Annotated in this window: 13 protein-coding genes, 6 tRNA genes and 2 rRNA genes; 4 read left to right on the top strand and 17 right to left on the bottom strand. The window is 44.5% G+C overall.

Translation table 11 applies throughout. From position 1 onward, the window contains the following. Positions 1 to 89: 89 nt before the first annotated feature. The 11 genes from VR7878_RS10945 to rep form a co-directional block, all read right to left on the bottom strand. Positions 90 to 1,028, bottom strand: coding sequence for an ABC transporter permease (locus tag VR7878_RS10945; RefSeq protein WP_139344079.1), 939 nt, complete (start codon positions 1,026 to 1,028; stop codon positions 90 to 92). 2 nt (positions 1,029 to 1,030) lie between these two features. Further along, positions 1,031 to 2,008 (bottom strand): ABC transporter permease, encoded by a 978-nt coding sequence (locus VR7878_RS10940; protein ID WP_077336117.1) that lies wholly within the window; start codon positions 2,006 to 2,008, stop codon positions 1,031 to 1,033. Positions 2,009 to 2,179: 171 nt separating this feature from the next. Continuing rightward, positions 2,180 to 3,736 (bottom strand): ABC transporter substrate-binding protein, encoded by a 1,557-nt coding sequence (locus VR7878_RS10935; protein WP_077336115.1) that lies wholly within the window; start codon positions 3,734 to 3,736, stop codon positions 2,180 to 2,182. Between the two features lie 70 nt (positions 3,737 to 3,806). Then, on the bottom strand, positions 3,807 to 5,525 hold the full coding sequence (locus VR7878_RS10930; protein ID WP_077336113.1) for a dipeptide ABC transporter ATP-binding protein: 1,719 nt from the start codon (positions 5,523 to 5,525) through the stop codon (positions 3,807 to 3,809). A 1,061-nt stretch (positions 5,526 to 6,586) separates the two neighbouring features. Next, positions 6,587 to 6,663: transfer RNA gene (locus VR7878_RS10925), tRNA-Pro, on the bottom strand. A gap of 8 nt (positions 6,664 to 6,671) precedes the next feature. After that, positions 6,672 to 6,747, bottom strand: a tRNA-His gene (locus VR7878_RS10920). Positions 6,748 to 6,758: 11 nt separating this feature from the next. Further along, positions 6,759 to 6,835, bottom strand: a tRNA-Pro gene (locus VR7878_RS10915). 119 nt (positions 6,836 to 6,954) lie between these two features. Further along, a tRNA-His gene (locus tag VR7878_RS10910) sits at positions 6,955 to 7,030 on the bottom strand. Between the two features lie 32 nt (positions 7,031 to 7,062). Next, positions 7,063 to 7,139 (bottom strand) — tRNA-Arg (locus VR7878_RS10905). Between the two features lie 71 nt (positions 7,140 to 7,210). Beyond that, positions 7,211 to 7,342, bottom strand: a complete 132-nt coding sequence (locus tag VR7878_RS21490; protein ID WP_261855950.1) for a hypothetical protein — start codon at positions 7,340 to 7,342, stop codon at positions 7,211 to 7,213. Beyond that, positions 7,339 to 9,360 (bottom strand): DNA helicase Rep, encoded by a 2,022-nt coding sequence (gene rep, locus VR7878_RS10900; RefSeq protein WP_077336111.1) that lies wholly within the window; start codon positions 9,358 to 9,360, stop codon positions 7,339 to 7,341. The genes VR7878_RS21490 and rep overlap by 4 nt, the downstream gene beginning before the upstream one ends. A 323-nt stretch (positions 9,361 to 9,683) precedes the next feature. Here rep and VR7878_RS10895 point away from each other — a divergent pair, with 323 nt between their 5' ends. The 3 genes from VR7878_RS10895 to ubiK all read left to right on the top strand — a co-directional run bounded on the left by VR7878_RS10895 (position 9,684) and on the right by ubiK (position 14,321). Then, positions 9,684 to 10,802 (top strand): efflux RND transporter periplasmic adaptor subunit, encoded by a 1,119-nt coding sequence (locus tag VR7878_RS10895; protein ID WP_077336109.1) that lies wholly within the window; start codon positions 9,684 to 9,686, stop codon positions 10,800 to 10,802. Positions 10,803 to 10,813: 11 nt separating this feature from the next. Continuing rightward, complete coding sequence (locus VR7878_RS10890) at positions 10,814 to 13,924, top strand: multidrug efflux RND transporter permease subunit (protein ID WP_077336107.1); 3,111 nt, start codon at positions 10,814 to 10,816, stop codon at positions 13,922 to 13,924. A gap of 139 nt (positions 13,925 to 14,063) precedes the next feature. Further along, positions 14,064 to 14,321, top strand: a complete 258-nt coding sequence (ubiK, locus tag VR7878_RS10885) for a ubiquinone biosynthesis accessory factor UbiK (RefSeq protein WP_077336105.1) — start codon at positions 14,064 to 14,066, stop codon at positions 14,319 to 14,321. Between the two features lie 162 nt (positions 14,322 to 14,483). Here ubiK and ilvC read toward each other — a convergent pair whose 3' ends face one another. After that, a complete protein-coding gene (gene ilvC / locus VR7878_RS10880; RefSeq protein WP_077336103.1) occupies positions 14,484 to 15,968 on the bottom strand; it encodes a ketol-acid reductoisomerase in 1,485 nt (494 codons plus the stop codon). Positions 15,969 to 16,106: 138 nt separating this feature from the next. Here ilvC and ilvY point away from each other — a divergent pair, with 138 nt between their 5' ends. After that, on the top strand, positions 16,107 to 17,003 hold the full coding sequence (gene ilvY / locus VR7878_RS10875) for an HTH-type transcriptional activator IlvY (protein ID WP_077336101.1): 897 nt from the start codon (positions 16,107 to 16,109) through the stop codon (positions 17,001 to 17,003). A 105-nt stretch (positions 17,004 to 17,108) separates the two neighbouring features. Here the strand turns inward: ilvY and VR7878_RS10870 are convergent, their stop codons facing one another. From VR7878_RS10870 to VR7878_RS10850, 5 genes are all read right to left on the bottom strand, one after another. Continuing rightward, positions 17,109 to 19,070 (bottom strand): methyl-accepting chemotaxis protein, encoded by a 1,962-nt coding sequence (locus VR7878_RS10870; protein ID WP_077336099.1) that lies wholly within the window; start codon positions 19,068 to 19,070, stop codon positions 17,109 to 17,111. 531 nt (positions 19,071 to 19,601) lie between these two features. Then, a complete protein-coding gene (locus VR7878_RS10865) occupies positions 19,602 to 21,221 on the bottom strand; it encodes a phospholipase D-like domain-containing protein (RefSeq protein WP_235862869.1) in 1,620 nt (539 codons plus the stop codon). 175 nt (positions 21,222 to 21,396) lie between these two features. Continuing rightward, positions 21,397 to 21,487 (bottom strand) — tRNA-Ser (locus tag VR7878_RS10860). Positions 21,488 to 21,689: 202 nt separating this feature from the next. Further along, positions 21,690 to 21,805: ribosomal RNA gene (gene rrf / locus VR7878_RS10855) — 5S ribosomal RNA — on the bottom strand. A gap of 85 nt (positions 21,806 to 21,890) precedes the next feature. Next, positions 21,891 to 22,095: ribosomal RNA gene (locus tag VR7878_RS10850) — 23S ribosomal RNA — on the bottom strand; the annotation flags it as partial.

Genomic DNA, 22,095 nt, shown 5'->3' with positions numbered 1-22,095 from the left:
TACAGGGAATACATGCAAAAAAAGAGCCGTATCGATTGATTATACGGCTCAGTTTAGGAGAATTTTCATCGATAAATCAATCGACTTCATCATCCTTTGTAAAGTTTAGGATTAAAAACATCCCTGAGCCAGTCACCAAGCAGGTTAATCACTAATACCAACAGCACTAAGACAACCCCGGGGAATGCGGTAATCCACCATGAGCCGGAGAAAATATAGTTGAAACCGATACTAATCAGCGAGCCGAGCGACGGTTGATCAACCGGCAATCCAAGACCGAGGAAAGAAAGTGCCGCTTCAGACATGATGGCATTGGCAACCTGAACCGTCGAAATCACCAAAATAGGGGATAAGCAGTTCGGCAGGATGTGACGAAACATGATTCTCGGTGATTTGAATCCCATCACACGAGCCGCTTCAACATACTCTTTCTTTTTCTCGGCAAGTACGGAAGCCCGTATTGTTCTGGCGTATTGTGGCCATTCAGCAATACCGATAATCACAACCAGCATCACAACCGCATATTCACTATAGAACTCACTGCCAAAACTTGCCTTAAAAATCGCCGAAACAATAATTGCCACCATCATGGTTGAAAAAGACAACTGCACATCAGCAAAACGCATCAGAAAACTATCAATCCGGCCACCGAAATAACCCGATGAAAGTCCGATGATAATGCCGAGAAACAGCTGTAGTGCGACAGCCAGAAAACCGATGGTTAAAGAAAGTCTCGAACCATATAACATCGTCGAGAAGATATCCCGCCCCTGATCATCAGTTCCCAGCCAGAAGCGGCTATCACCGTCTGGCATCCAGCTCGGCGGAATTTCAGAATCCATAATATCCAGTGAAGTCAGATCATAAGGATTCGTCGGGGCTATCACCGGTGCCAATAACGAAACCACAACAAAGGTGAGAAAAACAGCAAAGCTGAACATCGCGACTTTGTCGTTTAAGAAATAGTAGAGAAAATCTGATTTTTTAAAACGCTCCCAGATAGATGGGGCGGATACGGTCTGGTTCATCATCACGCTCCTTTTCCGGTGAGGTTTACGGTTGGGTTAATTAATCCATATAGCAGGTCAACAATGGTGTTGGTCACCACGAAAATGAGCCCGACGAAAATAACATAGGCGGTAATCAATGGTGTATCGACTCGGTTGATCGCTTCGAGAAACAGGAAACCGGTCCCCGGCCATTGGAAAACGGTCTCGGTCAGGATGGTATAAGCGACCATGGTGCCGAGCTGTACACCGCCGACCGTCAATACCGGTAACATGGTGTTTTTCAGAGCATGACGATAGTAGATTTTACGCAATGCCAATCCTTTAGCCTGGGCAAACTTAATGTACTCTGAACTCAGAACTTCCAGCATTTCCGAGCGAACCAGACGAATAAACAGCGGTAACATAATCGATGCCAGCGAGATACACGGTAAAACAAGGTGTGCTAAACCATCAAGTGTGAAGAACCCTGACTCCCATCCCAATACATTGGCTGTGTCACCCCGACCGTAAGAAGGCAACCACCCCAGTTCAATCGAGAAAATATACATCAGCATGATTGCAGTCAGAAAGACCGGTATCGATATACCGATGCTACTGGCCGCCATAATGACTTTGGAAAAAAAACTTTTCGGATGGATCGCTGAATAAACCCCAAGAGGAATAGACAAGCAAATAATAATCGCTGCAGCGCCGAACACGAGCTCTAATGTTGCGACGAGTTTTTCCAGAATGACATCCAGAGCAGGACGCTTAAAGAAATACGACGTCCCGAGATCACCGTGCGATGCAGCTTTGACAAACCGGACATACTTGACCATAAACGGGTCATTCAGCCCCATTTCATCACGAAGTTCCTGGCGTTGTGCCTCTGACACGGACTGACCCACCAACTCACGCAATGGATCACCTAAATTATCCTGAATGGCAAAAGCGACTAAGCTGATGACAAACATAACGACAAACGCCTGAATCAGACGTTTGATCAGGAAAGAGAACATATCTTGCCCCTTGGCTATCTGTGACCTCGTTACAAGCCAAATGACTTTAACGAGAGTTCAGTCTGAAAAAGGTGCTTATCCGACTGAATGAAATAAGCACCGTAATAACAGGAAATAAATACAAGCCAGTGTGCCTCATTGTTATCAGGCACACTGGCTCAGCAGAGATTGTTACTCTTTGACGACTAAATCACCCAAGTAAGGAAAATTCATTGGGTTCACAATCGGTTTGATATCCACATTTGATTTGGCACCCCAGGCAAGGTTTTCCCAGTGTAGCGGTACAAAAGCAGCATCTTGATAGAGCTTCGCCTCAACCTCTTTCAGCATGGTTGCGCGTTTCGCTGAATCGGTTTCAACGTTAGAGGCTTCGACCAAACGATCCACTTCTGGGTTAGAATAGTAACCGCAGTTGTACTGACCTTTACCGGTTTCTGAGTTACGCGTCATGGTCAGGTATTCGGTAAAGTTACCAGAATCTTGTGTATCTGAGGCCCAGCCGATCATCAGCATATCCGCAGCACATTTATCAAACTCAGGCCAGTATTGTGCTTTTGGCATGGTTTTCAGATCGACTTTGATACCGATTTTAGACAGCATTGAAGCCACGGCCTGAGCAATTTTTGCATCATTCACGTAGCGGTTATTCGGTGCAATCATCGTGATGTTAAAGCCTTTTTCATAGCCGGCTTCTTTCATCAGTGCTTTGGCTTTTTTCAGGTCGTAACGTGGTTTCAGATCTGGGTTATACCCCAAATAGCCCATTGGGCTCTGTTGCGCCGCGGTTGTCCCAAAACCTTTCATGATTTTTTTCACAATCCCGGAGTTGTTGACCGCATAAGTCACCGCTTCACGGACACGCTTATCTTTAAAGGCCGGCTGACTTTTTTCATTCATCTGGAATGTGATAATCCGTTCGCCGGGAATGGTCACCAAATCAATGCCTTTGGCTTCATCAATCCGTTCCAAATCATTCGGGGCAACCGGTGCAATCATGTCAACATCCCCGGAAAGCAGCGCTGCAACACGTGTTGCATCTTCTTTGATCGGTACCCATGTGAGGTGATCAACGTTACCTTTTGAATCTTTATCCCAGTAGTCTTTGAAGCGCTCAAATTCGACTTTCACGCCCTGCTCACGGTAGGAGACAACAAATGGCCCGGTACCGGATTCATGCGTTGATGCAAAAGAATTACCATGCTTGATGATTTCTGACTTATCTTTGCCATCTTCAGTTTTACCTGAATAAAACTTGCTATCCATTGCAAAGATATAAGTCGCATTTGGCAGAATGAGCGGATAAGGCCCTGTAGTCACCAGATCAATGGTATAGTCATCGACTTTGACCGCTTTATCGATCGAAGCAAAAATCCCTTTGTAGTCACCTGAAGATTTCAGACGATTGAACGTCCAGACCACATCATCCGCAGAGAAAGGATTACCAGTGTGGAATTTAACTCCATGGCGTAAATGGAAGCGCATCGTAGTGTCATTGATACGTTCCCAACTTGTCGCCAGACGAGGTTCAAACTCTTTAGACTGGGTATAGCGAACAAGGGGATCGAACACCATATGAGAAAGTTGCAGGGTTGCTTCAGACAGCTGTTCCTGAGGATCCATTGATACCGGGTCAGCGGCATAAGCAATCGTAATATCCGCAGCAGCGGCTGAGAAGCTCAGTCCGACAGCCATCAATGCGACAGCCAGTTTAGTTTTTATCATTTTCATTGCATAACTCCTTATGCGGGAAGTTCATCCCTTCGTGTGTTTGCTTTTGTCTTTTGGGGTTGAAATCAAATCAACGCATCGCCGCAACATCTTCTTTCAACCCTGTAAATTCGGGCATCAGAGAGATTAACTGGCGGCTATATTCATGTTGCGGTGCAGAAAACAGCGTTTCTGTCGGTGCAACTTCGAGTAATGTGCCCATCTTCATCACACCAACCCGATCACACATTTGGCGGATCACCGGTAAATCATGGCTGATAAAGAGCATGGTTAAATCCAATTCTGCTTGTAAATCTTTCAACAAATTCAGGATTTGTGCCTGAACTGAAACATCCAGCGCGGATGTCGGTTCATCACAAATCAATAACCGGGGTCGCGTTGCCAAAGCACGCGCGATCGAAATGCGCTGGCGCTGTCCACCGGAGAACTCATGTGGATACTTCACCCCGGCCATCCGCCCAAGACCAACGTGATCCAACAAATCATAGACAATCTGTCGCGTTTCAGATTCGTTCTTCGTTAAATGGTGAAAGCGTATCGGTTCGGCAATAATATCAAAGACCTTCATTCGAGGATTCATTGAAGTATAAGGGTTTTGAAACACCATCTGCATCTGACGACGCAGTGGGCGACGCGCTTTTTCTGAAGTGAGTGCAGTGAGGTCGATTCCCTCAAACATAATCTTCCCGGAATTCGGGACATATAAACCGGCAATAATACGCGCAATAGTGGATTTCCCGGAACCAGACTCCCCGACCAAACCAAAGGTTTCCCCTTCCATCACCTCAAAACTCACATGGTTTGAAGCCTGAACATACTCACGCCGACTTTCAAAAAATGAATCTTTGGTCACAAAACGCAAGTTAACATTTTCGACCCGTAATAAGGCACCGGAATAGTCACGCTGATCCTGCCGTTGTCCGAGCCAGTGGTTCTTAATATCCAGCGGTTTCATCTCGCTGGCCTCTTCGATATAACTGACCAAAGGAAAACGCTCAAGCTTGACATCCGAACGGGGGACTGCCGAAATCAGGCTCTTGGTATAAGGATGCTGCGGAGCTCCCAAAACTTGTGCTGTCGGCCCGAATTCAACGAGATCACCACGGTACATCACCGCAACCTGATCGGTCACATTCGAGACCACGCCCATATCATGGGTAACCAGCATACAACCCACTTGCTTCTGAACACATAACTCGCGAATCAAATTCAAGATTTGGTCCTGAATCGAAACATCCAGCGCAGTGGTCGGTTCATCCGCGATAATCAAATCAGGTTCACCGGCTAACGCGATGGCAATCACGACTCGCTGACGCATCCCACCGGAAAACTGATGCGGATATTGTTTTAAGCGGTTCTCAGGTTGGGGGATACCAACTTGCTGCATGAGTGAAAGTGCACGCTGATAGGCTTCTTCATCCGTCACTTTCATGTTGGCATGAATCGTTTCTTTCAGTTGCTGCTCAACCGTAAAAAGCGGATTCAATGATGTCATCGGATCCTGAAAAATAAATCCAATTTTCGATCCCCGCACACGTCTCATCTGCTCCGGTGACAAGCCTGAAATCTTTTCACCATTTAAATAAACATCACCACCGGCAATAACCCCCGGCGGGCTGAGTAGATCAATCACCGCATTACCGACTGTTGATTTCCCCGCCCCGGATTCACCAACCACACCGACGATTTCTCCGCGCTCGATCTGAAAAGAAAGGGATTTCACTGCGGCATGAACCCCATGCCGTGACGGATATTCGATTTGAAGATTTTTAACTTCTAAAAGAGACATGACAAATTTGACCTCTGACTCGCAACGAATGCCGAGCCTAAAGAGTTGAATCCTTTCATATCAGCATATTCTGCTGATTCCTCACAAATCCTATCATTGTGCAAAAATTTCAAAAAAAAGCAATAAACATAGTATATAAATTCAGTGTAATGGGGAATCTCACGATAAAAATCGAATAAAAATGCTTTTTTTGTGCATTTTTCTTATACCAGACAACAAGAAACATCACATCAGAATGTAATCGTAATCAGTTTAAAATAACAATTAATAATCAAAAATAAGAATTAGTATCTAAAAGGCTTTCCGACAATACCTTAAGAAAACAACATCAAAAAATGCTGAGAAAATACCGGATAAACACAGAGAGTATTCAGTATAAATATACATGCAATATATTAGACCAAAATAACCACTCATGTTAGTTATTAATACTAGCAGTATATTAACTAAATATTTACATTCTCAGCTCTGACAAGCTAGTCAATTATACTGAACTATCGATTGGCAGTAGCAATAACGCTATGAAACAGAATCTATTCAAAAAATCGATACGCAGTAAAATTGCACTATTTTTATGTATATGCTGTAAAAACCGGTCTCCGGTGATAACCGAATAGGAATAGGAGAGAGGAAAAGTCCGTCGGCACATGAGAAATATCGCAGACACAAAAAAGCCCCGGCGTCTGCCGAGGCTCTGAAAGTGGTCGGTGAAGAGGGATTCGAACCCCAAAACCATCCTCTGGTCCGCTTATGCTTAAAAGAATCGATGCGCTACCAAACTGCGCGATGACCAGATAGGAACAGGATGCAGAAAAAGTCCGTCGGCACATGAGAAGTATCACAGACACAAAAAAGCCCCGGCAATGCCGAGGCTCTGAAAGTGGTCGGTGAAGAGGGATTCGAACCCCCAAAACCATCCTCTGGTCCGCTTATGCTTAAAAGAATGATGCGCTACCAAACTGCGCGATGACCAGATAGGAACAGGATGCAGAAAAAGTCCGTCGGCACACGAGAAATATCGCAGACACAAAAAAGCCCCGGCAATGCCGAGGCTCTGAAAGTGGTCGGTGAAGAGGGATTCGAACCCCCGACCCTCTGGTCCCAAACCAGATGCGCTACCAAACTGCGCTATTCACCGAGAATAAATGGGGTGGCTAACGAGACTCGAACTCGCGACAACCGGAATCACAATCCGGGGCTCTACCAACTGAGCTATAGCCACCACTGAAAAAGTGGTCGGTGAAGAGGGATTCGAACCCCCGACCCTCTGGTCCCAAACCAGATGCGCTACCAAACTGCGCTATTCACCGATACATTTATTGTTTGATATTTTCTATCACTGCCGACAGCATAAGATATATGCTCAAAGGCAAACAGTCCGTTTGTCTTTCTGAAAAACAGTCCGAATGGGAAAGTGTTCTCAGGAAAATGGGGTGGCTAACGAGACTCGAACTCGCGACAACCGGAATCACAATCCGGGGCTCTACCAACTGAGCTATAGCCACCATACGTCTGTTACCGATCATTCCTCCGCAAATGGCGCGCCCGAAAGGATTCGAACCTTCGACCTTTGGCTCCGGAGGCCAACGCTCTATCCAGCTGAGCTACGGGCGCATCATGCCCTATCGGCGGAGGGGAATGATACGGATATCATGGTTTGTCGTCTAGCTTTTTTTCAACTTTTTTTATCGTTTGACGCCTTTTTCGTCAGTCATCATGGAAAAAGGCATCTCTTCGAGAATCAGACAGTTGAACGTTGTCAGAAAAACATCACCCATACCACGTCCCATGGTTGCTTTTCCAACTTGATTCGTCAAGAATCCTTTTTAAACATGGCTCGCAAATTAGCAATATGAGCCTGCCCTTTTTCCATCCGCTCCTGCTGTGAAAGCGCTTTTTTCTGCTGCTCCCAACTCACATCGTCATAAGGTAATTCATCCAAAAAACGACTGTGCGTTGGGCGGATGAGCTCCCCATATTGACGCCTTTCTTTACACACGATAAAGGTCATCTCTTTCTGAGCCCGGGTAATACCGACATACATCAGGCGCCGCTCTTCTTCGATGTTATCTTCATCAATGCTGGTTTGATGAGGCAAAATACCTTCTTCAGTCCCGATCAAATAGACATACGGAAATTCCAATCCTTTGGATGCGTGTAAAGTCATCAGTTGAACGGCATCACTGTCATCATTTTCTTCGCCGCGTTCCATCATGTCACGCAAAGTCAGGCGCTGAACCACCTCTTTCAGAGATTTTTCTTCCTGATCGGGGTTGTTACCCTCTAAATCAGCGACAATCCATGAATAGAGGTCAGAAACGTTCTTCATTCTCATCTCAGCCGCTTTGGGGCTTGATGAGGTTTCGTACAGCCAGTCTTCATAATGAATATCGCGTACCAGTGAGCGTGCAACGTCAACGGTATCGCCTCTTTCTGCCTGATCCGATAAGCGCACCAGCCATTGGGTAAAACGCCTTAAATTTTCCAGCCCTTTACCGGTCAGATGCTGCTCTAATCCAATTTCAAAACTGGCTTCAAACAGGCTTTTACCACGCATGTTGGCATAACTCCCCAGTTTCTCTAACGTCACCGGGCCGATCTCACGACGCGGTGTATTAACAATGCGCAAAAAAGCATTGTCATCATCTGGGTTCACCAACACTCGCAGATACGCCATGATGTCTTTGATTTCAGCCCGGGCAAAGAACGACGTTCCTCCTGAAATTTTGTAGGGTATTCGGTTCTGCATCAGACTTTTTTCAATCAAACGGGATTGATGATTGCCCCGATACAAAATCGCATAGTCGCGATAATCGGTATGGTTAATAAATTTGTGGGCAATAATTTCACCGGTGACACGTTCTGCTTCATGCTCATCATTATTGGCCATAATGACTTTCAGTTTTTCGCCGTCAGGCAGCTCAGAAAAGAGTTTCTTGTCGTATACGTGAGCATTATTGGCAATCAAAATATTGGCCGAATGCAAAATCCGGTTGGTCGAACGATAATTCTGCTCCAGCTTAATCAGCCGTAAATTCGGATAGTCTTCTCCCAGCAACACTAGGTTTTGTGGTTTGGCACCTCGCCATGAATAAATCGATTGGTCATCATCCCCTACGACCGTAAACCGGCCTCGCTCTCCCACCAGCAGCTTCACTAACTCATACTGACTGGTATTGGTATCCTGATATTCATCCACCAGCAGATAACGGATTCTTGACTGCCAGTGCTGCCTGACTTGCTCATTGTTTTTGAGTAATCCGACCGGCATCAGAATCAAGTCATCAAAATCCAGTGCATTGTAGGCTTTCATCTGGTTCTGATACAGCTCATAACAAAACGCAAATAGCTGCTCCTGTTCACCTCTGGCACTCGCCTTAGCCTGTGCCGGAGATATCATGTCATTTTTCCAATTGGAGATGGTGCTGAGCAATTGACGCAAGAGATCCTTATCTCCATCGATCTGTTTTTCCGTCAACGCCTTGAGGAGAGCCAACTGATCCTGATCATCAAACAAAGAAAAACCGGCTTTCAGCCCGAGCGCTTTATATTCACGGCGAATGATATTTAAGCCAAGCGTATGAAAAGTCGAAACCATCAGGCCACGAGATTCTTTTTTGCCTAATGTCTGTGCCACCCGCTCTTTCATTTCTCTGGCTGCTTTATTGGTAAACGTTACCGCAGCAATATTGCGTGCTTTATAGCCGCACTGTTGCACTAAATAGGCAATTTTATTGGTAATAACTCTGGTCTTACCTGATCCGGCTCCGGCAAGCACCAAACACGGACCTGATATATATTTGACAGCTTCATCTTGTCTTGGATTTAACTTCATCCGTTATCTCATCTACTCTGAACTTGATGACTGGTTTATGCAGATACTCACACGCTCTCATGATAATGCCCGGTAAATGAATTTACCAATCGTGTAAATATGCGATTTTTTACATAATTTACTGCACAAGTGTGTTGCATATATGGCTACTCTGTAAGCTATAATGGCAACCTAATTCACGCTTCAATACCAAAAAGTTAGCAATCAAGCAGATCAATATTTTCTGATAGTGATTCAGTTGTATCAGAAGCATCTTGTTGCACAAACTGGGGAAACAAACTCGTTGAGGCTAGTTCATCATTAAACTTGGAGTTTAACATCGAATGAAAAAGCGGACATTACTATGGACATTCTCGATGCTGCTGATTGTTATTGTGCTGTTAGGTAGTGTTATCGGAATAAATTTGTTCAAGCAAAAAGCGATGAATGACTATTTTGCTAACATGCCCGAACCCTCATTTCCGATTACAGTTTCTCAGATTAAAGTACAAGATTGGACACCGGTTATTGAAGCGATCGGTTTTATCGAGCCGAAACAAGGTGTCACACTTACCAGCGAAACCAGTGGTGTGATTAAAGATATCACATTCGAGTCAGGCGCTTTCGTCGAAAAAGGACAGATGCTGATGACACTCGATTCTGCGGTTGAAAAAGCGAACTTAAAAAGTGCTCAGGCTCGTTTACCAGCGGCAAAAGCAAAATATGAACGCTACCGAGGGCTTTATACAAAAGGGTCTTTGTCTCAAGAATCTTTCGATGAAGCCGAAGCCGCTTATTTCTCTCTCTCTGCCGATATCGAAAGTTTGAAAGCAACCATTGCCCGACGTGAAATCAAAGCACCTTTCTCCGGTTCAGTGGGTATCCGCAATATTTACGTCGGCCAATATCTCAATATCGGCTCCGATATTGTCCGTCTGGAAGATACCTCGGTGATGCGCCTGCACTTCACGATACCACAGACCGACCTGTCTAAAATTTCAGTGGGTCAAACGGTTGATATCTCGGTCGATGCTTACCCGGATGACTTCTTCAAGGGGACGATTAAGGCCATCGAGCCGGCGGTTAATGCACAGAGTGGACTGGTTCAGGTAGAAGCCAATATCCCGAATAGTGATGGTAAGTTGCGCAGCGGAATGTTCGCCAAAGCAAATATTCTCTTACCGGTTCAAAAAGATCAGGTCATTATTCCTCAGGTGGCGATTGCCTACACCCTTTATGGTGATAGTGTTTACGTTGTGACCGATAAAGATGGTGAAAAACGTGTTAAGCAAAAAGTCATTAAAGTTGGTGAACGTAAAAAAGATGTCGCTCATATCTTAAGTGGTGTGAAAGACGGTGATGTCATCGTCACTTCCGGTCAGGTTCGCTTAAGTAACGGGGCCAAAGTTCATGTGGTGGAAAGTGATACACTGACACCATCATCTGAAGTTCCCATGCTGTAACCGGAGGTTTCATGCGTTTTACTGATACATTCATCAAGCGTCCGGTTCTCGCCATATCACTGAGTCTGCTGATTGCTCTGCTTGGTTTACAAGCCGTATTCAAACTGCAAGTCAGACAGTACCCGGAGATGACGAACACCGTGATTACCGTAACGACTGGTTACTACGGTGCCAGTTCGGATCTGATTCAAGGGTTTATCACTCAACCGTTAGAGCAAGCAATTGCTCAGGCCGATAATATCGACTACATGACCTCAGAGTCCTCAATGGGCGGGTCAACCATTACGGTTAAAATGAAGCTCAATACTGACCCGAATGCGGCATTGGCTGACATTCTGGCAAAAACCAACTCCGTACGCTCACAACTGCCAAAAGAAGCAGAAGATCCGAGTGTCACGATGTCAACTGGTTCGACAACGGCGGTACTCTATATTGGCTTCTCCAGTGATGAACTGAATTCCAGCCAAATCAACGACTATCTTGAACGCGTGGTCAATCCACAGTTATTCTCGGTTAGTGGCGTTTCGAAAGTTGATCTCTATGGTGGGATCAAATACGGCCTGCGCATTTGGTTAGACCCGAATAAGATGGCCGCACTGAAATTGTCTGCGTCACAAGTGATGAGCGTTCTGAGTGCCAATAACTATCAATCAGCGACGGGGCAGTCAACCGGTGAGTTGGTTCTCTATAATGGGGATGCGGATACGCAGGTTTCCACAACCACGGAGTTAGAGCGTCTGGTCATCAAATCAGATGGTGGTCAAATTATCCGTTTGGGAGACATCGCCAAAGTTTCACTGGCAAAAAGCCATGATACCTATCGGGCAACGGCAAACGGAAAAGAAGCAATTGTTGCCGCAATTAATGCTGCACCGAGCGCCAACCCGATCGATATTGCCCGGGATGTCAGAGCGATTATGCCGCGCATCGAAAAAAATATGCCAAGCAATATCAAGATGACGCTGCTCTACGACTCAACAGAAGCAATCAACGAGTCAATCAACGAGGTTATCAAAACCATCGGAGAAGCCATTCTAATCGTATTGGTGGTGATTAGTCTTTTCCTCGGTTCTTTCCGCGCTGTCGTGATTCCGATCATCACTATACCACTGTCTCTGATTGGGGTTTCTCTGGTGATGCAGACTTTCGGGTTTTCCTGGAACTTAATGACCCTGCTTGCCATGGTGCTCGCAATCGGTCTGGTTGTGGATGATGCGATCGTTGTTCTTGAAAACGTTGACCGTCACATCAAGCTGGGTGAGACACCATTCAGGGCAGCGATTATCGGAACCAGAGAAATTGCGTTACCGGTCATTGCCATGACTCTGACTCTGGCAGCGGTATACGCACCAATCGCACTGACACAAGGGATTACAGGCTCACTATTTAAAGAGTTTGCATTATCTCTGGCAGGTTCGGTGATCGTTTCAGGGATTATTGCACTAACGCTTTCACCGATGATGTGTTCAAAGATGCTTATCGCTCACGGCACCCCTAACAGATTTGAAAGTCGGGTTCACTCAATATTGGATCGGATGACTAACCGCTATGAGAAAATGCTATCGGCGGTCATGATGCACCGTCCCGTTGTGATTGCTTTTGCCTTGATTATCCTTGCCAGCCTCCCGGTTCTGTTTAAATTTATTCCGACTGAACTGGCCCCTTCAGAGGATAACGGGGTGGTGATGTTTATTGCCAATGGACAGTCAAACGCTAACCTTGACTACATGCAGAGAACCATGGAGCACGTCAATGATATTTTGATGAAGCAACCTGAAGTTAACTTAAATCTGGAGTTTACCGGTGTGCCGAAATCAAACCAGTCTCTGGGTTTCTCGGTCATGGTACCTTGGAGTCAGCGGGAAGCGAGTCAGTCTGAAATACAAAAACGACTACAAGAACTTCTTAAAGAAGTTCCGAGCATGTCTGTTTCGGCTTTCGAGATGCCAGAACTGCCGGGTGCCGGTTCAGGTCTGCCGATTCAGTTAGTGCTGAAAACACCAAATAGCTTCGAAAACCTGTTTACTCTGGCTTCGGACATCTTAGGTAAAGTTCAGCAGAGCCCCTTGTTTGTCTACTCAACACTGGATCTGAACTTCGATTCAGCAACCATGAAAATCAGTATTGATAAAGACAAAGCGGGAGCCTATGGGGTAACGATGCAGGATATCGGAACGACACTGGCAACGATGATGGCTGATGGTTATGTCAATCGCGTTGATCTCTATGGACGTTCCTATGAAGTTATTCCGCAAGTCGAGCGTAAATACCGACTAAACCCTGAGTCAATGAACAATTACTATGTACTGGCCGCCAATGGCGATGCGATTCCTTTACGTAGTCTGATTAAGATTGATGTGGTTTCAGAACCTCGGGCATTACCCCACTTTAACCAGTTGAACTCAGCAACCATCAGTGCAGTACCAACGCCCGGAGTCACCATGGGAAGTGCGCTCGAGTGGCTGAACAGTGAAGTCGATAAAACCCTGCCGACCGGTTACACCCGCGACTACATGGGTGAATCTCGTCAGTTTATTACCGAAGGGAGCGCACTCTATACGACCTTTGCTCTCGCTTTGGCAATTATCTTCTTGGTTCTGGCGATTCAGTTTGAATCCGTCAGAGATCCAATCGTCATCATGGTGTCTGTACCACTCGCAATCTGTGGCGCTCTGGTCGCATTGGCATGGGGCGGATTCTTTGGTTTTACCTCACTCAACATTTATTCACAGGTTGGGCTGATTACGCTGATAGGTTTGATAACCAAGCACGGCATCCTGATTTGTGAAGTTGCCAAAGAGGTACAACTGAAATTCAATAAAAACCGGATTGAAGCCGTCATGGAAGCAGCGAAGATTCGTTTGCGCCCAATCCTGATGACAACCGCCGCGATGATTGCCGGCCTGATTCCGTTAATGTATGCCACCGGTGCCGGTGCCAAACAGCGGTTCAGTATCGGTATTGTTATCGTTGCCGGTCTTGCAATCGGGACTCTGTTTACGTTGTTTGTTCTTCCCGTCATTTACAGTTATCTGGCAGAAAAACATAAACCACTACCGGTTTTTGTGGAAGACGATGAAGAAAAGCAATCATCAGATGAAGCACCAACCCATACGGCTTGATAGACATACCGTAAGGTGTGTTTGATACCCGGATAAGCAAAAAGGCCACACGATGTGGCCTTTTTTGTCTACTTTCATAACGACTTTCCTGCTTGAATTACATAGAATAACAGGGAGTAGAAGAGGAGTTTTACCCGATATGTTTGATCCAAAGAAACTAGAGCAAGTTGCAAAACAGATTCATGATGCCATGCCTCAACCGGTCAAAGACCTCGGTGCTGATGTTGAACAGAAAGTTCGGCAGGTCATTCAAGGACAATTGAATAAGCTGGATGTTGTCAGTCGTGAAGAATTTGATGTGCAGACACAGGTATTACTTCGTACCCGTGAGAAGTTGACTCAACTGGAAGCAAAACTCACTGAGTTAGAAGATAAACTGTCTCAACAAGATAAATAACCACAGCGTCTTGAGAACAACTGGTCACGCAGAAGAATGTTCATAGCGGGTAACAGTATTATCTCATTCAGCAAGCAAAAGGCCTGAATTATACAATTCAGGCCTTTTTTATCATGAGTTCAGCGATCATTGTCGTCACCTTTTGGGTGACGACAAATTCGATTAACCACCCACGGCAATTCGCTTCATATCTTTCATATAGCCACGTAATTCTTCACCGATGTACTCGACCGGATGATTGCGAATCACGCTGTTCACTTCAATCAGATAAGCATTATCAACATGATTAGAGGTTTCACCTAAACCTTTACCAATCACATCGGTGCTCACTGAAGGCATGAATTTTTCGCGTAATAATGGTGTCGCGACATTAGCAAACAGATAGTTTCCGTATTCTGCCGTATCAGAGATAACAACGTTCATTTCATACAAGCGCTTACGAGCGATGGTATTGGCAATCAGTGGTAGCTCATGCAGAGATTCGTAATAGGCCGACTCATCAATGATTCCGGAATCTGTCATCGCTTCAAATGCCAGTTCAACTCCGGCACGAACCATCGCGATCATCAGGATACCGTGATCAAAATATTCTTGCTCAGTGATTTTTACATCAGATTCAGGGTAGTTTTCAAATGTCGTTTCACCGGTTTCTTTACGCCAGTTCAACAGATTAGCGTCATCATTAGCCCAGTCAGCCATCATCGTACTAGAAAATTCACCGGCAATGATATCGTCCATGTGTTTGTTATACAGCGGACGCAGTAAATCTTTCAGATCTTCCGATAACTCAAATGCTTTAACTTTCGCAGGGTTCGACAGGCGATCCATCATATGTGTGATACCACCGAACTTGAGCGCTTCAGTAATCGTTTCCCAGCCATATTGCAGCAATTTTCCTGCATAACCGGCATCGATACCTTCAGCAACCATTTTCTCGTAGCATACGATAGAGCCAGCTTGCAACATACCGCACAGAATGGTTTGTTCACCCATCAAGTCTGATTTAACTTCGGCAACAAAAGAAGATTCCAGACAACCTGCACGATGTCCACCGGTTGCAGCAGCCCATGCTTTCGCGATCTCCAGACCATCGCCTTTAGGATCGTTTTCCGGGTGCACAGCAATCAGTGTCGGAACACCGAAACCACGCTTATACTCTTCACGAACTTCAGTTCCCGGACACTTCGGTGCAACCATGACAACCGTCAAATCTTTACGGATTTGCATCCCTTCTTCAACGATATTAAAGCCGTGTGAGTAGCCTAATGCTGCGCCTTCTTTCATGAGAGGCATAATAGTTTCAACAACATTGGTATGCTGTTTATCCGGTGTCAGATTCACCACCAGATCCGCTTGAGGAATCAGTTGCTCGTAGCTACCTACTTCAAAACCATTATCTTTCGCATTTTTATAGGACTGACGCTGCTCATCAATCGCAGCCTGACGCAATGCATAGGCAACATCCAGACCAGAATCACGCATGTTCAGGCCTTGGTTTAAACCTTGAGCACCACAGCCAACGATCACAACTTTCTTACCTTTAAGGTAATCTGCTTCATTGGCAAATTCTTCACGATCCATAAAACGGCAACGACCCAGTTGATCCAGTTGCTGACGTAAATTCAGTGTATTGAAATAGTTAGCCATGTAGGGGCTCCTTCGTTATTGATCCATCATGTCGGTAGCAGACACCGAATATCCACATATTAAATCAGACACTCTATTGCCGAAAGTGATATATTCACAACCAAGTATTGCAAAAAATGCAACATATTAGACAACAATATGAATATTAAAATATTAGAACTTTTTGTCCATCTCTGTGACAGTAAAAACTTTAGTAAAACGGCTGCGGCAATGCACATGAGTCCGTCAGCATTAAGCCGTCAGATTCAAAAGTTTGAAGATGAAATCGGGCAATATCTCTTTATCCGCGATAATCGTCGGGTAGAAGTAACACCGACAGGCCTTCGTCTCCTGCCGGTCGCCTTGAAAATCATCAGTGAGTGGCAGCAGTTTCAGGCGGAGCTGCATGAGAGCAACCAAACGCTGAAAGGTGAAATTCGCCTGTTTTGTTCGGTAACGGCCAGCTATAGCCACCTTCCGGAACTACTGGCTGACTTTCGCTCTCAACACCCATTTATTGAATTCAAGCTATTAACGGGTGATCCTGCTCAGGCAATCGACAAGGTTCTGAACAACGAAGCCGATCTGGCTATCTCAGCTTTACCGGAACAACTGCCTAACCGCATTGTATTTGAGTCGATCAGTGAGATACCGCTGTCAGTGATTGCACCTGTCGGTGTCAGCAGTTTTGAGCAGGCACTTCGTGCCGAGCCGATTGACTGGTCAACAATTCCATTTATCGTGCCTGAATCAGGTACAGCAAGAGAAAGAGCCAATACTTGGTTTAAGGAAATGGAAATCAAACCCAATATCTATGCTCAAAGTGCCGGCCACGAAGCCATTGTGAGTATGGTTGCGCTTGGATATGGGATTGGCATTGCGCCCGATGTTGTTATCAATAACAGTCCAGCCCGAGAAAAAGTGCAGCGTTTACCGGAGAGCCAGTTGATACCGCCATTCCAGTTAGGGGTTTGCTGTCGTCAGTCCCAATTAGAGCAACCGTTGGTAAAAGCCTTATGGCAGGTTGTCACTGCCAAAAGAAGTATTGTGACTTAATTCAGAACCCGTGGTTAGGCCGGAAAAATAGCTTGGGGCTCCAATAGAAAAATGCCTGAGTATGACGACTCAGGCATTGGCAACGATAGATTTTCAATCCATTGGTTATACTTTAAATTTACCCACCAAATCGTACATCTTATCTGAAACCTTACGGAATGCTTCTGCACTATCAAGCTGTCCTTGAGCATCTTCTGTCAGTTGATTTGCGATAGCATTAATCTGTTGTGTATTTTGCGTAATATCCTCACAGACACACGACTGTTCTTCTGTTGCGGTCGCAATCTGAATTGAAGCACCTTTGATCTGATCAATTGAACGGGCTAACTGAATCAAACTTTCGCTGGCCGTATTGGCTTGCTCTACGGCACTATCAGTCATCGACTTACTATTTTTCATGACGTCTGCGGCTTGTTGCGTGGTTTGCTGCAACTCTTGAATCATTTGCTGAATTTCTTCCGTCGAGGCTGTTGTTTTCTGTGATAGATTACGAACTTCATCGGCAACCACAGCAAACCCTCGGCCATGCTCTCCGGCTCTGGCGGCTTCAATGGCAGCGTTTAAAGCCAATAAATTCGTCTGCTCTGCGATGCCCTGAATCGTGGTAATAATCGTGGTAATCTGTTGAGAATTATCATTCAGTTTGCTGATGATATCGCTCGTGGTATGGACTTCACTGGCAAGTGTCTCTATCGACTCTTTGGTATTTTCAACGACTAATTTGCCATTCTTACAGTCAGCAGAACTGCTTTCAGCAATCCCCGCGGCCTGCTCGGAGCTGGATGCAATTTCAGCAGTCGCCTTCGACATCTCAGAGATAGCATCTGTCACCAGTGTAACTTTCTCTAACTGATTTCCTGAATCAGCCTGCCATTGATGTGCTTTTTCCGTCGCCGTGGCAGCCATACTCTTCAGATCAGCACTGAGGGTGACAACTTCCCGAATCAGGTTCCCCAACTTATCGACAAACCCATTAAAGGCACGCGACAATTCTCCGACTTCATCCTTGGCAGTCTCGTCAAGCTTCGTTGTCAAATCACCGTGTCCCTGAGAAATTTGTCGCAGAACATGCGTCACACTGTTGATTTGTGAGGTAATGACTTTTGAAACATAAAATGCGATCAAAATGAAAATAATAACTAAAGGAATCACAATCGCAAATGTCACATAAGTCTGTTTCACTGCAGCGGCATAGACTTCAGATTTAGGAACTAGAGCAACAAAACGCCAGCCCAACTTAGAGATAACTATTTGTCCGAGGTAGTCTGTGCCACCACGAGTCACCTCAAACAACGCTTTAGGGTGTTCACTCATCAATTTAAAAAATGGCGTATCAATATCGCTCACAGATTTAAAGCTATTCTCCGGTTTAAATGGATCAACTAAAATCGTGTCATTGTCTTCCAGCAAAACGATATAGCCATTATCACCGATAGTAATACTCTTAACGATATCAGTCAGCTCATTCACGGAGATATCCAAACTAACGGCGCCAAGCACTTTATTGTTTTTATCTTTTACCGCTTTTGCAATCGCGATATAAGTCGCATCATCGCCCTTCCAGTAATAAGCGTGGGTCATAACGGCCTTACCATTTGCTGCCATTGCCGCCTTATACCATGGACGAACACGGGGGTCGAAAGGAGAAGAAAAGTTGCTCCCCGGCCATTCGATATAACTTCCTGTTTCACGCCCGGTATAAACATAAGCCAGGTTTTGTTTTGCTTTGCCAAATCGTTCAAAAATGTCGAAGAGATGTTTTGACTGCCCTTCAAGAGAAGACCATCCTTTGAAGTTATCGACTTTCTGTTGGTCAACAAAACTTGGTGCATCGGATAAATGTTCAGTAACTTCGGGGAGTGATGCAAGATAATCAATACTCTTCTTCGCATTATCAAAGAAAATATTAAACGCACGATCAACTTGCAAAATTTCTTTCATCGTGGCTTTTTGAAATTGTGTGATCGCTGCATCAGTGACTTCTCTTATGGAGAAAATCGCTAAAAAAGCAACGGGCACAGTGACTGCAACCACAAACGTTGCAATCAGCTTTGTTCTAATCTTCATCAACCCCTCTCTCACCAAGTCTTGGCAATGTAAACCATGCCTAGTTTTAAAATAGTGTGTGGCCGTGTTTTTGCAAGATTCACTGGAGTTGTCCAATGAGTCCGTCACATACTTTAATTAAGTTATCACATAAATAGAATGGAAAATCACCAGAGAGCGTCGTTTAATAATCAAAAGCGTCGTAAATAGAACAAATTATCTTATATGCATAACCGGAAAAATCGATGAATATTGAAGTCCTTCATCCACAAATATACCTATACAATATTTTCACATCGCTACATTTACGAGACATTGTTCATAATAAACCTGTTCATAATAAATCTGTATTTTCCTAGCTCATTCTTATTCCGTAAAAACACCTTTGCCTTAATGAAGGTAATTTCACAGAATAAGAACAAATATGAACTTGAGTTAATAATTTATTGCATTTGTCCGATAAGAATAGCTGCTCATGGCCTAATACAATATGGTGATTTTTCATAAAGTAAGTCGGACTTAATCTTATCTTATGAGTTGATTATCAAAACACTAGAGTATATTTTTCGGCACGACTCTTCGTAGTTTAACCCTAATCCGTTTAAATAACCGGACTTTATCATCGGGATTAAAATCCTTGGTAATCTGCCATGCATTCTCAGCATCCATCTCTTTTAACATTGAAGATTTCACATCTTGTGTAATCTCAGGAGAATAAATAACTGTCATGCTCTCCGTATTCAGATTTGCACTACGGGGATCAAAATTATAAGTACCGATTACAGTAATATTGTCATCAATTGTCATTGTTTTGGCATGCAGGCCAAATATAGGTATCGATGGCAATCGTTTATACATATGTTCCGACATCACCCTCTGCCTAATTCTGGCATCAGGCCTGAATTCGTAAACTTCGACACCAGTGTCGAGTAATTCATTTCTATTTCTTTGATAGCCGCTAAAAGCTTCTAAATTATCATTGGATGCCAGACTGTTTGTAAGTATTTTTATTTTGACACCATGATTAACCAATTGACGTAGAAATGCCCGGTCTCTTTTAGTTGTAATCAAATATGGTGTCTGGATAACAATACTGTCTGTCGCTTGTTCTGCAAGTTCAATCAATTTATCTTTGGTGATACTCCCGCCACCCAGAAAATGCTTGCGATCATTCTTTCCCGGAATGTCAGCAATATATTCAACATGGTCGATAAATAAAAATTTACCTTCATCTGCAAGGTGATTAAAGGTCTCCGGTACATCTTCGATCTCTTCTCTAATCTCTGGATTGAAATTCTCAGGATTACACGCATAAGAATGTAACCGAGAAAAATTTGGGTTCTCCGGATATGGTTGACTCCCCATCAGATCTTCGACGGAAACACTGAGCTTACTTTGCCAATACTGTTCAAAAGATGCCTGTACTGAATGGACGGCTTTACCTGCGAGAAAAACATCTCTGTCCCTGAAATTATAGTCATGATCAAACCCAAAATATTCATCGGCAATATTGCGTCCACCGGTAATTGCGATTTGTTGATCAACCAGAAATACCTTGTTATGCATTCTCTGATTAAGACCATGGAAATCAGTCACAAGCGATGTAAGCTTTTGGATAATATTCTTGCCGACATTCGCATTCGGATTATAAATTTTAATCTCGATATTCTTGTGGGCAGCCAGCATTAAAAGCTCATCTCCCCGAGCTTCCAGCATAATATCGTCAACCAACACTCGAACTTTGACACCGCGCTCAGCAGCACGCACCAAATAATCGGTAGCAATCAGGCCAACATTATCGATTGAAAATATAAAATATTGTACATCAATAGATTTTTCCGCACGTTCAGACAGCCATGCGCGGGACATCATCGCTTCCGTCCCTTGTTCCAAAACATAGACTCCGGTCTTATGCTGCATTTCTGATGCAAAAGGTGCAGTAAACTGAGATAAGGTTTGAGTTGGACGATTCAGCGGTACAGCACAATAGTCATGATCAGATAATGGCACACTGTCTGGTGCAGACGAGCAACCAACAGTAAAGAGAACAATAGAATATAAAACAGTATTGATGATGATTCTTTTTAACATAACTAAGTACGACAAGAAAATATGCTGAACAACATACTCGATTGGTCGCACAATGTCACTGTTACGCTTAGCGTGAAGCATAATACCGCCAAATCGATCTCATAATCGGTTTATTATTAAGATGAATAGCCGCACAAAACTTTGAGTAAGCGGATATGTGAATAGGGTTGAATCAGTGGGTAAGTTTAACCGATATGAATTAGTGATTTTTGGACATAAAAAAAGAGCTGTTGATAACAACAGCTCTTTTTAAAAGTGGCGGAGAGATAGGGATTTGAACCCTAGGTACGCTATTAACGTACGCCGGTTTTCAAGACCGGTGCTTTCAACCACTCAGCCATCTCTCCACAAATTGTGACTAAAAACAGATCTAATTATCCTATTTTTAGCTAAATTTCTCTCTAAATAAAGTCTTACCAAAAACTGCTTTATTTAGAAGTTTGTCGCTGTGCGATGAGGATTTTGAAGCGAGACGCGCAGTGTGCAAACGCACATGAGCATCGCAGCTATCAAAAGCATCAAGCTTCAGTAGACAAACTGCAAATTAAAGCCTGGCGATGTCCTACTCTCACATGGGGAGACCCCACACTACCATCGGCGCTGTTTCGTTTCACGACTGAGTTCGGCATGGAGTCAGGTGGGTCCAAAACGCTATGGTCGCCAAGCAAATTCTTAAAATTCGGAAAGCTGTTTTTTTGTTCTCTACACAATCAAGTCTCTAACTGAGCCACAAAACCCCTTCGGTGTTGTATGGTTAAGTCTCACGGGCAATTAGTACAGGTTAGCTCAACGCCTCACAGCGCTTACACACCCTGCCTATCAACGTTCTAGTCTCGAACAACCCTTCAGGACGCTTTAAGCGCCAGGGAGAACTCATCTCAAGGCTCGCTTCCCGCTTAGATGCTTTCAGCGGTTATCGATTCCGAACTTAGCTACCGGGCAATGCGATTGGCAT

Origin of the sequence: Vibrio ruber DSM 16370, from assembly GCF_900163965.1 — a bacterium.
GTDB classification, from domain to species: Bacteria; Pseudomonadota; Gammaproteobacteria; order Enterobacterales; family Vibrionaceae; genus Vibrio; species Vibrio ruber.
The sequence above is the reverse complement of the archived record's forward strand: the minus strand, read 5'-3'. Positions and strand labels throughout refer to the sequence as shown.